Annotated in this window: 14 protein-coding genes; 2 read left to right on the top strand and 12 right to left on the bottom strand. The window is 49.4% G+C overall.

Annotated features, from left to right (window positions below; genetic code table 11):
• Window positions 1–451 precede the first annotated feature (451 nt).
• Both KDK14_RS19360 and KDK14_RS19365 read right to left on the bottom strand, forming a co-directional pair.
• Window positions 452–1,540 carry a hypothetical protein gene (locus KDK14_RS19360; protein ID WP_257266848.1) on the bottom strand — a complete coding sequence of 363 codons (1,089 nt, stop codon included), beginning with the start codon at window positions 1,538–1,540 and terminating at the stop codon, window positions 452–454.
• 405 nt (window positions 1,541–1,945) lie between these two features.
• On the bottom strand, window positions 1,946–2,098 hold the full coding sequence (locus tag KDK14_RS19365) for a hypothetical protein (protein WP_257266849.1): 153 nt from the start codon (window positions 2,096–2,098) through the stop codon (window positions 1,946–1,948).
• Window positions 2,099–2,220: 122 nt separating this feature from the next.
• Between KDK14_RS19365 and mutS the strand changes: the two genes are divergently transcribed.
• Together mutS and fdxA are read left to right on the top strand one after the other, a co-directional pair.
• On the top strand, window positions 2,221–4,803 hold the full coding sequence (mutS, locus tag KDK14_RS19370) for a DNA mismatch repair protein MutS (RefSeq protein ID WP_257266850.1): 2,583 nt from the start codon (window positions 2,221–2,223) through the stop codon (window positions 4,801–4,803).
• A gap of 436 nt (window positions 4,804–5,239) precedes the next feature.
• Window positions 5,240–5,563 carry a ferredoxin FdxA gene (gene fdxA / locus KDK14_RS19375; RefSeq protein WP_101747078.1) on the top strand — a complete coding sequence of 108 codons (324 nt, stop codon included), beginning with the start codon at window positions 5,240–5,242 and terminating at the stop codon, window positions 5,561–5,563.
• 82 nt (window positions 5,564–5,645) lie between these two features.
• Here the strand turns inward: fdxA and rpoS are convergent, their stop codons facing one another.
• The 10 genes from rpoS to KDK14_RS19425 all read right to left on the bottom strand — a co-directional run bounded on the left by rpoS (window position 5,646) and on the right by KDK14_RS19425 (window position 13,103).
• Window positions 5,646–6,677: an RNA polymerase sigma factor RpoS gene (rpoS, locus tag KDK14_RS19380; RefSeq protein ID WP_257266851.1), complete on the bottom strand. Its 1,032-nt coding sequence runs from the start codon at window positions 6,675–6,677 to the stop codon at window positions 5,646–5,648.
• Between the two features lie 104 nt (window positions 6,678–6,781).
• Window positions 6,782–7,567, bottom strand: a complete 786-nt coding sequence (locus KDK14_RS19385; protein ID WP_257266852.1) for a peptidoglycan DD-metalloendopeptidase family protein — start codon at window positions 7,565–7,567, stop codon at window positions 6,782–6,784.
• Between the two features lie 137 nt (window positions 7,568–7,704).
• Window positions 7,705–8,634 carry a DUF368 domain-containing protein gene (locus KDK14_RS19390; protein WP_257266853.1) on the bottom strand — a complete coding sequence of 310 codons (930 nt, stop codon included), beginning with the start codon at window positions 8,632–8,634 and terminating at the stop codon, window positions 7,705–7,707.
• 109 nt (window positions 8,635–8,743) lie between these two features.
• Window positions 8,744–9,412: a protein-L-isoaspartate(D-aspartate) O-methyltransferase gene (locus KDK14_RS19395; RefSeq protein WP_257266855.1), complete on the bottom strand. Its 669-nt coding sequence runs from the start codon at window positions 9,410–9,412 to the stop codon at window positions 8,744–8,746.
• A complete protein-coding gene (gene surE / locus KDK14_RS19400) occupies window positions 9,409–10,158 on the bottom strand; it encodes a 5'/3'-nucleotidase SurE (protein ID WP_257266856.1) in 750 nt (249 codons plus the stop codon). Before surE ends, KDK14_RS19395 begins: the two co-directional genes overlap by 4 nt.
• 17 nt (window positions 10,159–10,175) lie before the next feature.
• Entirely contained in the window at window positions 10,176–10,361 is a 186-nt protein-coding gene (locus KDK14_RS19405) for a hypothetical protein (protein ID WP_257266857.1), read from the bottom strand.
• On the bottom strand, window positions 10,321–11,409 hold the full coding sequence (gene truD, locus KDK14_RS19410; protein WP_257266859.1) for a tRNA pseudouridine(13) synthase TruD: 1,089 nt from the start codon (window positions 11,407–11,409) through the stop codon (window positions 10,321–10,323). Before truD ends, KDK14_RS19405 begins: the two co-directional genes overlap by 41 nt.
• Window positions 11,410–11,535: 126 nt before the next feature.
• On the bottom strand, window positions 11,536–12,015 hold the full coding sequence (gene ispF / locus KDK14_RS19415) for a 2-C-methyl-D-erythritol 2,4-cyclodiphosphate synthase (protein ID WP_306671626.1): 480 nt from the start codon (window positions 12,013–12,015) through the stop codon (window positions 11,536–11,538).
• Window positions 12,015–12,749 carry a 2-C-methyl-D-erythritol 4-phosphate cytidylyltransferase gene (ispD, locus tag KDK14_RS19420; RefSeq protein ID WP_257266861.1) on the bottom strand — a complete coding sequence of 245 codons (735 nt, stop codon included), beginning with the start codon at window positions 12,747–12,749 and terminating at the stop codon, window positions 12,015–12,017. Before ispD ends, ispF begins: the two co-directional genes overlap by 1 nt.
• A gap of 78 nt (window positions 12,750–12,827) precedes the next feature.
• Complete coding sequence (locus KDK14_RS19425) at window positions 12,828–13,103, bottom strand: septum formation initiator family protein (protein WP_257266862.1); 276 nt, start codon at window positions 13,101–13,103, stop codon at window positions 12,828–12,830.
• Window positions 13,104–13,504 lie beyond the last annotated feature (401 nt).

Below are 13,504 nucleotides of genomic sequence, written 5' to 3' on the forward strand. Positions count from 1 at the left end.
TTATCCTCAATTTTCTGTCGTCCTCGCTACGGGCGCTATTCTCGGACAGCCTCCTGGAGAGCTTGGGGCCAAGCGCCCCCGTTGGTTCGTCACCGTAAAAGTTCTCACTACGGGAACTTTATATGCGATAACCAAGCTGTTCTCCGGGCAACGAACTGTGAAACAGAAACATTCTTGAGCGATCAAGAACCCTCGCCCGACAGGGCGGGGAGTGTCAGCTCTGTTCATTACCGTGTTTGCATAGTCATTGAATGCTGCGTCCTGCAACTTGACTCACACTTAAACTGATGGATGTACATAGATTTCCACTCGACCTTTGGCTCTGGCAGATGTTAACGAGCCTTTGGGGATGGGTGCGCTTTTTTCTCTATTTTTTTGGCGAGAGTAACCGCACCGGCACTCTGTTGCCATTGTTACCCTCTTTTTCATTGACCGGATATATTAGTCAACATCACTCTGGCATATAGTGCCTGAAATCTTGAGCCGGAGGCTTGGGAATATTACCCGCAGCATCAGGCTTTAAATTCGGGTATTGGATCAGTACTTCTTTGATCCGGGACTCCAATATGCTTATCTCTCTTTGCTCTGATTCACTTTGTTTCAAAGTTTTAGAATACTGTTTGGCAATCGGGCCTTTTTCTACGTAAAAACTCGGTCTGACAGGAAAGCTCCAAACAATGCTGGAGACTGTGCGATATTCTTTATCACTTAACAGCGGTTTGAGTGCATCAAGCAGTCGCCATTTGGAAAGCACTAAATTTAGCTGGTCCTTCTGATCAGCGCTGTTGATAAAACTCGTTAACTCACTACCGGCCCTGAAGAGTTCAACCCCATTTTGTTCACGGGGAGCATCACCCGAATTGCTGAGGTGCCACTTCAAAACGGCATCCATATAACCTGTTAACCTCCCAACCTTACGATCAAATTTTTGCTGGTAGTCGGTTAACTCCTTTTCATAGCGTTGCTGTGATATTTCCTGGTATTTTGCTACTTCCGCCGGTAGTTGAGGCTTAAATTCCGATAGCCTTTTTTGATATTGGGCAATCTGCTCTTCATGGATCTTGATTCCTTCAACGTTAATTTTTAGCTGATGCCTCAACTCATCCCGGGCAGCCTCGATAGACTTTACCGCTACAGGCTTCAGACTGCTGCCAAGCATATAAATCCCCAAGATCGCCGTTGCTGCACCAGCAGCTGCACCGCAGGCCAGCGGGTTTTCCTTGACGATGGTTTCCACAGTACCAAATGCACGATCAATCACACGATCAATCGCACGATCAGACAGAGCTGTATCCGGTCTGACTGCACCAGTGGTCGTAATCTTATCCGCCAACTTGCCAAGGGTAAAGGCTCCGACAGCAGCACCAGCCCCTATGCCCATCATGGTAGCTCCATAATTTGTAGTAGTTCCATTTTTCAGGTCATAGCCATAAAAAAGATGCCTGAATTTGTCAACCAAACCACACTTGGAAATACCGGCTGATGAAGGTTCAGGCTGGTTAATCAACATGCCTGGATGCGTCACATGATTAATGTCCATAACGAAACTCCTTAAAGCTGAATGTAAAATAAAGGTACGTGGTTCACTATTTGTCTTCGCATAAATCACTGACCGGATAGTCAATAACGATAGCTCCTCAATCCTTGCATAAAAGTGCGGTAACTGTTCAGCACATATATCTTGTGATAACTGATCGAACAAAATACTACATATTGATTAATAAAATATTGGTACCCGATTATTTGCAGGCATTTCAGTGAGAAATTAAGAGTACTAAAGTCTTGTTGATCGACATGTAGTGGTTCTGTCCCATCGGTTATTACTAGATATGGTCTTCGGGGGTGCTGAATAGTTACAAAGTGCGCTAACTTTACTTCATTGTAACCGTGAGCATTACTTCATGGACCTCCGCTCTCAGACAAAGTTCCAAACATAAATCACTTATCAGCGAACTGGCAGTTCTTTTCTGGCCCGGGGTGGGTATTCGGTTTGATCTGGCCAGAAATTACTGGCTTCATCGTAGCCCGGGGTGAATATTTCATCGGGAGTAAATACAAGCAGTCGGAAGACTGAACTATTTGCCTCTGAGGAAGACATACAGCCTGACCGGCTGATACTATAATGGTGCAATCTTATTTCAAGTGACTACCGAATACTGAACCTGTATCCAGTTTAAGCTGGCTACTATCAGACTGGGCAGACAATCTTTTTTTTGCTTAATGACCAATACAGACCTCTCCAACCACACACCCATGATGCAGCAGTATCTGCGCATCAAACAACAGCACAGGGATCACCTGGTGTTTTATCGGATGGGTGATTTCTACGAGCTGTTTTATGATGACGCCAAAAGAGCTGCACACCTGCTGGACATTACCCTGACAAAACGGGGGCAGTCTGGTGGCGAACCAATCCCCATGGCGGGTATTCCCTATCATGCGGTGGAGGGATATCTGGCCAGGTTGATCCGGTTGCGTCAGTCCGTTGCCATTGCCGAGCAGATTGGTGATCCGGCCACCAGCAAAGGGCCAGTGGAGCGTCAGGTGGTTCGCATCCTGACCCCCGGCACCGTGAGTGATGAGGCATTGCTGGATGAACGTCAGGATAATCTGCTGATGGCAGTAACCCAAAGGGAAACCCGCTATGGCCTGGCATTTCTCGATATCAGCAGTGGCCGGTTCAATGTGCTTGAGGTGACCGGTGAAGAGGCATTGCTTTCTGAAGTTGAGCGCCTGAGCCCTGCCGAAGTATTACTGAATGATGACAGCGACTGGCCTGAAATACTACTGCGTCGCCCCGGTTCCAGCAAACGCCCCCCATGGGACTTTGAGCATGAGAGTGCTGTTGAGCAATTAACCCGACAGTTCCAGACGCAAAGTCTTGATGGCTTTGGCTGCAGCCACTTGACCCTGGCTATTGAGGCGGCGGGCTGTCTGCTGCAGTATGCCCGGGAAACACAGCGAACCGCTCTGCCCCATATTCGTGGCCTGGCACAGGAAAACCGGGAAGAGAGTGTGGTTCTGGATGCCGCCAGCCGGAAAAATCTGGAACTGACCACTAATATGAACGGCGGCCGGGAGCACACCGTAGCCGCCGTGCTGGATCGCACTGCCACAGCCATGGGCAGTCGCCTGCTCGGACGGTGGATCAACCGGCCACTGCGCAATATTGACAAACTGCAGGGCCGCCAGTCAGCCATCACTTCCCTGAAAGACGGATGCCATTTTGAGTCCCTCTACCCCATTCTCAAACATATTGGCGACGTTGAACGTATTCTTGCCAGGGTTGCCCTGAAATCTGCCCGGCCACGGGATCTGGCACGGTTGAGGGATGCCCTGCAGCAATTGCCGGAACTGCAGCAGCAACTGGCGATCATTGACAGCCAAACAGTACATCAACTGGCAGAAAGCATCAGTGAACACCCTGAACTTGACGCATTATTGACCCGGGCCATCATTGAGAACCCACCGGTGGTGATCCGTGATGGCGGTGTAATCGGCGAAGGTTACGATGCCGAGCTGGATGAACTTCGCGCCATCAGTGAGAATGCCGGTGACTATCTGGTGCAAATGGAATTACGGGAGCGTGCACGTACCGGGCTACCCAGTCTGAAAGTCGGTTATAACCGGGTACATGGTTACTATATTGAGTTGAGCCGCCGTGAATCCGAAGAGGCCCCGGTTGACTATATTCGCCGCCAGACTCTGAAAAATACTGAACGCTTTATTACCCCGGAGCTAAAAGCGTTTGAAGACAAGGCGCTGTCCAGCAAAAGCCGTGCCCTGGCCCGTGAAAAAGCCCTGTACGATGAGCTTCTGGACAAACTGGTGGCACAGCTGGGACCGCTTCAGGCGTGCTCCATGGCACTGTCAGAGCTGGATGTGCTCAGTAATCTGGCTGAACGTGCCGAGACACTGAATTTGTGCCGTCCTGAACTCCTGCAAAGCCCCGGTATTGACATTGTTGAAGGCCGCCATCCCGTTGTAGAGCAGGTGCTGGATGAACCGTTTGTGGCAAACAATGTCAGCTTCAATGTTCAGCGTCGTATGTTGATTATCACCGGTCCCAATATGGGCGGTAAATCCACCTATATGCGACAGACGGCGCTGATTGTCCTGCTGGCCCATATTGGCAGCTTTGTACCTGCATCCCGGGCTCGCATGGGTCTGGTGGATCGGATTTTTACCCGCATCGGCTCTTCGGATGATCTGGCCGGTGGTCGTTCAACCTTTATGGTGGAAATGACCGAAACCGCCAATATTCTGCATAATGCGACCGCCCAGAGTCTGGTGCTGATGGATGAAATCGGCCGTGGGACCAGTACTTTTGACGGGTTGTCCCTGGCCTGGGCCTGCGCTCAATATCTGGCAGATTCAGTACGGGCATTCACGCTGTTTGCCACCCACTACTTTGAGTTGACCCAGTTGCCAGATGAGTGCAATACGGTGGTGAACGTGCATCTCAATGCAACCGAACATGACGATCGCATTGTCTTTCTCCATGCGGTGCAGGAAGGCCCTGCCAGCCAGAGCTATGGACTGCAGGTGGCACAACTGGCCGGTGTGCCCCGACAGGTCATTCACCAGGCACGACAAAAGCTGATCATGCTGGAGCGGCAGGAATCTGCTCCACAACCTGTTGCCAAACCGTCAAGAAAGGCCACTTTCACACCTCAGGTTGATCTGTTTGCCAATCCTGAACCACATCCGGTTGTTGAGGTACTGGATAAAACAGACGTGGATAACCTGACACCTCGCCAGGCTCTGGAGCTGCTCTATATGCTCAAGGGTTTGAGAAAATAATATAATGGTGCTTATACCCCGCCGGTATAAGTTTATATTCATCCGGTTATCCAGCCTTACCAAATCCGTCGTAAAGCATCGTCTAACCGGGCCAAGTCGCGCCGGCAGCGATATAAGACCGGAGCGCCGGGCCGCGCAGGCTCGGAGCATTTCGCTTGTGTGTTTGTTCATACCTTGCTACCTTTATCCGGTCTTTCGTTCTTGAGCGATCAAGAAACCTCGCCTTATATGTCCTTCGGGTGCATCAGGGCGGAGAGTGTCAGAACCCTGGTAAACTAGCCCGACATATTTGTATTGCCTCAGGTTCTGTGAAAAGAACCTGACATAATGTTTCAGGTCGCATTATGACATGCTTTCGTGAATCAGCTTATTGTCACGAATATCAGCAAAACCGGGCGGTACTTTTTTTAGTCAGCTCAAATGGAGTTTAACCACCATGGCTTTCGTAGTGGGTGAAAACTGCATCAAGTGCAAATACACCGATTGCGTGGAAGTCTGTCCTGTAGACTGCTTCTATGAAGGACCAAACTTCCTGGTTATTCACCCGGACGAATGTATTGACTGCGCTCTTTGTGAGCCAGAGTGTCCGGCAAACGCTATTTTCTCTGAAGATGAGGTTCCCGACGATCAGCAAGAGTTCATCGAACTGAACGCCGTGCTCGCTGATGTCTGGGATAACATTACCGAGAAGAAAGACCCCCTCCCTGATGCGGCAGAGTGGGACGGCGTGAAGGGTAAACTGGACCAGCTGGAACGCTGAGATCAAAAACAAAATGGCTATTGATAAAAAAGCCATGAAAGTTTCCATGGCTTTTTATTAACTGTGCTAAAATGCAGGGCCATCAATTGAACAGGGACTCTCCTGACAACCCCTGCTTTTCAAGAATTGAGCGAAGCCGTTTCAACGCCTCTACCTGAATCTGTCTTACCCGTTCGCGGGTCAGGCCGATCTCCTTACCCACTTCCTCAAGCGTACTGGTTTCGTACCCCCGAAGACCAAAACGGCGGGCAACCACCTCTCGCTGTTTTTCTGATAACTCACCCAACCAACGGTCAAGGCTGTCATTAAGATCAAGATCCTGTAACAGTTCTGCCGGGTCAGCACCTTTCTCATCAGAGATCGTATCCAGAATGGATTTATCCGAGTCAGGCCCCAGGGGCGTATCAACCGAAGTCACTCGCTCATTGAGGCCAAGCATACGCTTTACATCAGCCACCGGTTTATCCAGCAACTCGGCGATTTCTTCCGGGCTGGGGTCATGATCCAGCTTCTGGGTCAATTCCCTGGCGGCCCTGAGGTAGACATTCAGTTCTTTAACCACATGAATGGGCAGGCGAATGGTACGGGTCTGATTCATGATCGCCCGTTCAATCGTCTGTCGTATCCACCAGGTCGCGTAGGTTGAAAAACGGAATCCACGTTCAGGATCAAATTTCTCAACAGCACGAATCAGACCCAAATTACCCTCTTCAATCAGATCAAGCAGTGTCAGACCACGGTTAACATAGCGCCTGGAGATTTTAACAACCAGCCGAAGATTACTTTCAATCATCCGGCGTCTGCCCGCTTCCACCCCTTTGCGGGCAAGGCGGGCATAGTGGACCTCTTCCTCAGGGGTGAGGAGAGGTGAAAAGCCAATCTCATTCAGGTACAGCTGGGTTGCATCAATGGATTTGTAAAACCCATCGTCTTCTTTTCGACGACCAGTATTAACCGGAGACACAGCCGCAGGCTGTGACTTGCCGATATCATCGTTCTCGTCAACCACTTCACTGAGGTCGCCGGCATTTTCATCCGGGCTCAATTCATCCTGTCCCTGGATTACATCGTCAGCATAACTGCTTAGCTCTGCGTCATCCCTCTTCGATGCCATAAGAGTTAGTCCTATCCGGAAAGTCCCACTCTATGCCGGGCAACTCAAGATTGCGCCGACACCCGTGAGATCCCTCTACTACAAACAGCCACTGACCTTCATCATCATCGCCGTGGAAGGTATCCCGTCGGGTCGATCGGTTTACCATCACGCCGAATTTCGAAGTGCAGCTTAGGCTCCGTCGTTCCTGTAGAACCTATTTCGGCTATCTTCTGGCCCGCTTTAACTGAGTCTCCCTCATTCACCAAAAGTTCCTTGTTGTGCGCATAGGCGCTCAGATAGCTACTATTATGTTTCAAAATGATCAGCCTGCCGTAGCCGGACAGGTCGCTTCCTGCGTACACTACCTCACCACTGGCGGCTGCGGTAACAGGCTCTCCTAATTTGCCGTCAATATCAATCCCCTTGTTAACAGGCATTTTGAGCGAATAAGCGGAAATAACTTTCCCGTTGGCAGGCCATTGCCAGCCACTGCTGCCGGAAGCGGTACTTTTTGGCGTCGAACTCTTTGCTGTATGTTTTTTAACCGGAGCGTTGCTTCTGGCGGTTGTTTTCTTTGACTGCCTGACAGGAGTTCCCGTAGCGGTGCCAACCCCATAACGGTGAATGGATAAGTTTATTCTCTGCCCGGGATAGATAGTATAAGGGCTTCGAATGTTATTCTCTTGGGCCAACTCTCTGAAGTCTCTGCTATAAAGCCAGGCTATTGAATAAAGAGTCTCCCCCCTCTGGACAATATGCTGACCTGAGGTCACTTTGGGCGGTGATCTCAGATCAGTAACCGTAACCCTGCCCGGGTCATGGCTGCAACTTGAAGTAAGCAGGCAGACCATTAGTAGAAAAAGCATTTTTTTTGAGCAATCACTCAAATTAAACTGAGTGATTTTCATGAAATCCAACACTTTATCAGCTCCAATTACCTACATACCCACAGAAATCATCTATTCAATAAAAGAATAAAAAAAAAGAATCATGGTTTAAAATATTATTACAACATCAGTATTTTCATCTATTTAAAATTAATAATTTAGTGCTTTTTACTACCCAGCAACTCAATCATCACCACCAAAGCAATGGCTAAAAACATCAGTCCAATAGATTCAACCAGATAAGCGGGCTGTCCGGTAATCCCCTCATAATTGATCGGAGACACATTAGCCTGAATCAGTGGAACCAGCTCCCCGGAACTGTTAACCCGTGTTTCCAGCGTTTCCTTCCATGGCCAGACTTTGCCCAGAGCCCCAAGCATCAGGCCGGTCAATAGGGAAATGGCCAGATCCCGGTGTTTTTTTAACAGCCATGCCAACACATGGGAAAAGCTGAGCAACCCACTAATGCAGCCCAAGCCGAAAACGATCAGCACATTGAAATCCAGGCTCTTAATGGCATCAATTACCGGACCATACAACCCTATCATCAGTAGAATAAAGCTGCCGGAAATACCCGGTAGAATCATGGCGCAGATAGCAATGCTTCCGGCAAAAAACAGCGTCACTGGATCTGGTTCAAGACTGGTTGGGGTTAATACACCAACTGCATAAGCGATCACCATACCCGTGATCAGGGTGGTGATGGTGGCGGTATTCCAGTGCTCAACCTGACGAACCATATGCAGACCGGATACCAGAATCAAACCAAAAAAGAATGCCCAGAGCATCTCTGGCCAGGTAGCCAAAAACCAGGTGATCACATGGGCAAATGACAGAATACTGGTCAGCACGCCACCAAACACACACACCAGAAATGTGCCGTCTATCCTCTGCCACACACCGGCAACCCCTTCGTCACCCAGTACTTTCAGTAATGATGGGTTAACACTTTTCAAGGCATTCAACAGCCGGTCATAAATGCCGGTAATAAACGCGATGGTGCCACCAGATACGCCCGGAACCACATCTGCGGCCCCCATGGCCATTCCCTTTGCGATGAGGACGAAATAAGAAGAATGATTCGACATGTTCTGACCTTTGGAACAGAGGTTAAAAAAAGAGCAATAATAGCCATCAGCCATCCTGGACTGACTACTTTTTATGTGGGTAAATTGTGAAAAAGAAAGCAATGTTTTTTTACCGTATAACACCCGCCAGCAATGGTACAAACCTGACAGCTTCCAACACCTTGCGCTGATATTCATCACCATTTCTGGTCACCAGTACAAGATCCTGAAAGTTGCTTCCTCCAACCGGAATTACCAGCCTGCCACCTTCCAAAGAAAGCTGACTCAACAATGCTTCAGGGATTTCTCCTGGTGCCGCTGTAACGATAATTCCATCAAATGGACTCTCCTCTGGCCATCCCATGCCACCATCGGTATGACGAAGACGAACATTATTCAGAGATAACCTGGACAGTCTCTGCTGTGCCTTCTCCTGCAATGGCCTGATGCGTTCCACGGAGTAAACCTTAGCCACCAGCGAGGCAAGCACAGCTGTCTGATAACCGGATCCAGTGCCAATTTCCAGCACCTTGTTCCGCTCACCCCGGGCCAACAGCACTTCCGTCATTTTGGCCACAATATACGGCTGGGAGAGAGTCTGATTATGACCAATCGGCAGTGCTGTATCTTCATAAGCACGATGGGCCAGTGCCTCATCAAGAAAAAGGTGACGGGGAATGGTGCGAATGGCCTCCAGAACCTTGTCGGACTGAATACCCTGATCCAGAAGACGCTGAATCAGCCGCTCTCTGGTTCGGCGTGACGTCATGCCGATACCATCAATTTCAAGATCCCTCATACACAGGCTCCAAGCCAATCCTCCATCAGTGATAACGTTGCATGACCGGTCTTGTCGTATTGCAATGGGGTAATGGACACATAGCCAGAGGCCACCGCATGAAAATCGGTCCCTTCCTCAGCAACCAGGGGCCTGCCAACACCGCCGATCCACCATACTCTATTGCCACGGGGATCGGTCATTGGTACCGGAGGCTTTGACTGGTCACGATGGCCCAGACGGGTAATTTTCATTCCACGAATATCGTCATAACCACAGGCCGGCACATTGACATTAAGTATCGTGCCTTCTGGCAAAACCTGTTCATCAAGACGCAACATCAAATCGTGTAACACTTTGGCGCTTACTTCCAGATGGTGATCCTCTCGACCACAGGATGAAATAGCGATTGCGGTTTTTGCCAGCATGCGTCCTTCCATGGCGGCGGCCACAGTCCCTGAGTAGAGCACATCATCCCCCAGGTTTGCGCAATTGTTAATACCGGAAACTACGCGCTCCGGAAGGCAGCCAAACAGCCCACTGGCGGCCAGATTGACACAATCTGCCGGTGTCCCGTCAACACTGAAGAACCCATTGTCGTGCTCTTTCATGCGCAGTGGCCGGTGCAAAGTGAGAGAATGCCCCTTGCCAGAGCAGTCATTATCCGGAGCCACTACCCAGCACTGACCATGTGATTTCATGGTGGCATACGAAAAGGCCAATCCCCTGGCGGTGACGCCATCATCATTGGATAGCAATATGGTCATAGTCCATCAATCCTGAATTAATCCAACCTTTTTTCAAGCCCACTGTTGCAACCAGCAGGACTCATTTCACGACCGCTTGTAACGACCGTTTTGCACAAATCTTGTGCCATGAAAAATATTTTGCTCAACCATTTTTCATCCCTGACGTGGCGCAAAATATTTTCACGCGCCATGGGCATTTGCAAGAGAATGGTTTTTTTCATAACAATCAAACAACTCCCTGAGTACGGAGGTGGCAAAACAGCCCTTTGGCAATTCAAAGCGCAAGATCAGGGAACTTCCTGCCGGGCTACCTTTCCACAACCAGGTAAACTGTCGGGGTATCAGGCGATTAACCCTGCGCTCCTGCAACAAACCGACACGCTCAAGTCCATCGCACAGCTGAGGATAATGGACAGTGACAGACTGTTCGAAAGTCAGAACCTGGTCAGTCACTTTCGATACCCCCCTGCCCCACAGCGGCGAAGTCGGGCTTAATTCACCGTTGCCCAGGCGGGTCATTATGGTTTTATCCGGCACAGTAAAAATCAGGCTATTACTGTCAGGGAATCCTAATGCGTCCCCGGAAAGATACTGGTTCCAGACACCTGCCATGACCTTTTGCGACAGAATCCGGTTAAACAGCCAGGATCGGGCTGCAGACAGATAGACCGATCGTTTATTACGCTGCACCCTGACTTTTCCAGCCAACATATCAATGGCTTTTTTAATATTCCGTCCCTCATGGCCAAAGCGCTGTTCACCGAAATAATTAGGTACACCTTCATGGGATATCTGCCCTAGCCGGGCATTCACCCGCGCAGGGTCAGCATCAATATTCCGCAATGTGATACAGAAACCATTGGCCTTCAGGGCTCCGGTTTTCAGTTTTTTCCGATGGCGGGCCTGTCGCACGATCCGTATGGTGTCACTCTCCAGTTCACTCCAGTCGGGATCAGCCATACCAGGCAGGGATATGCAAAACCATTGACGTGTAATTCCATGACGGTCCTTTCTCCCGGCATAACTCACCGACTGTCTTCTGACACCTGCATGTCTCGCCAACAGCCCTGCAACCCAGTCAGTATTCTCTCCTTTTTTTTCAATCAGCAAATAAAGATGTTCACCTTCACCTTCCGGCTCAAAAGGCAGCCGCTCGTCAACCAGAAAATCTTCATGACAGGACTTGAAAAGACAACTACCCAAAGGACCGCCAAAGGCATAATACCAATCAACGGAGTAATCGGCTGCCTTCGGTACATCTGCATCCATGAGGCGCACCCAACAAGGAAAAATAAACAATGAACAATATCGCGTTTAACGCAGTCAGGGGAAGGTATTAACGAAAATTAACAAATAAGCATCGGGCCTTCTGTCCAGAAGGCACCATGCCATGAATTATGACTCCAAATCTTTCAACAGAACAACGGCGTGAACCGCAATACCTTCATTTCTACCGGTATAGCCCAGCTTTTCAGTGGTCGTCGCTTTGATATTCACCAAAGAGGGGTCAATCCCGATGTCCTCACTGATATTTAGCCGCATCTGATCAATGTGCGGTGCCATTTTAGGAGACTGGGCAATGATGGTACTGTCCATATTAACCGGAACCAGGTTCTGCCGTTCAAGCAGGGCAATAACATGACGTAGTAACTTGCGGCTGTCTATGCCGGCATAACGCTCATCGGTATCCGGAAAGTGCTTGCCAATATCACCCAGGCCTGCCGCCCCGAGCAGGGCGTCGCAGAGGGCGTGAAGCAGAACATCACCATCAGAGTGCGCCACCAACCCGTGGGTGTGCGGAATTATTACTCCACCCAGAACAATATAATCACCTTCACCAAAGCGGTGAACATCAAAACCATGACCAGTACGCATCAAGTGACCTCAATAAGTTTCAACTGTTGTTCTATATATAGAGACGCCAAAGCCAGATCAGTTCCCTGGGTCACCTTAATATTATCAGCATGTCCTTCCACCATGACGGGCTGTTTGCCAGCGTATTCAATGGCACTGGCCTCATCCGTTACCGGCATCTTATCCGCTATCGCCTTTGCCATCGCATCGTGCAACATGCCAAGACGGAACATTTGCGGAGTCTTGGCATGCCAGAGCCCCTGACGGTCTACCGTTTCGGACACAACATCCTGGCCTCCCACCTTCTTGATGGTATCGGTAACCGGGCTGCCCAGCAGGCCTCCGACAGGGTGATCATGAAGCTGATTAACCAGCCAATCCATATCGGAACGGCGAATACAGGGGCGGGCAACATCATGAACCAGTACCCAGTCATCAGGGTTGGCAATATCCAATAGCACTCTCAAACCATTGAGCACCGAGTGATAACGCTCATGCCCCCCCTGGGCAAGGAGAACTTGTGGATGTCTCAACAGTTCAATGGACTGGTGGTACTCATCGTGATAATCGAGAACCACCACTATCATTTCCAGTCTGGGAAAATCCAGCAATCGTTCCAGTGTATGCACCATCAGAGGCTTGCCCTTGATTTCAAGGTACTGCTTGGGAATATCGACATTCATTCGGCGGCCAACCCCCGCTGCCGGGACAACCGCCCAGTAACGAACCGTGTTCATGGTTTCTACGCTACTCACTCTGACACCCTTGATTTGAACATCCAGAAGGCCGTTCAGGAACGACTCCCAACCAATACAGGAACAAGATAAACCCCGTTAATCATAAGTCTGAAAGAATGTTTCATCGCTGCGGATCATACCCAGCTCCTGACGCGCTATCTCTTCAACCGTTTCCATCCCCTGCTGTAGCTCAACAACCTCTTTGGCCAGCAGACGATTTCGCTGGTACAAACGTTCATTTTCCAGTCTGAAACGCTCAAGGTTATCTTTTTGAGTCAACATTTCTGCCACACTGCCTTCACCAATCCAGAGCCTGGTTTGCAGATAAACCAGCAGCAGTGTCAATAGGGCTATTGCCAGTTTTTTCATCATCAGTTCCGCTTTAAACCATCACGATCCGGTAGTAGGTGCAACACCAGAAAACAGGATGCATGAAACTGGAACCGGGAGTAAGACCTGACGGTGGAGTTTAACAGGAGTACCCGTGGTTTAACATATGAACAATTATTTGAACTGTTTCACCATAATTCTATCCAAAATTTCACCAGTGAAGGGCTATCGACGGGGTGACAGGCAAAATTCCCCCTCCTGAACCCTTGCCCGGGATCTCGCCGTGGTTACCAACAAACTTTGCCGTGAAAAATATTTTTCTTAACCATTTTTCATCCCTGAGGGTGGCGCAAAATATTTTCACGCGCTATGGGCATTTGTTTAATGGATGATAAGTAGTTAACCAAATGAAATCATATTTTCTGACTAAGTGGACAGTCACT

This window comes from Endozoicomonas sp. ONNA2, from assembly GCF_024606365.1.
In the GTDB taxonomy this organism is placed as follows: domain Bacteria; phylum Pseudomonadota; class Gammaproteobacteria; order Pseudomonadales; family Endozoicomonadaceae; genus Endozoicomonas.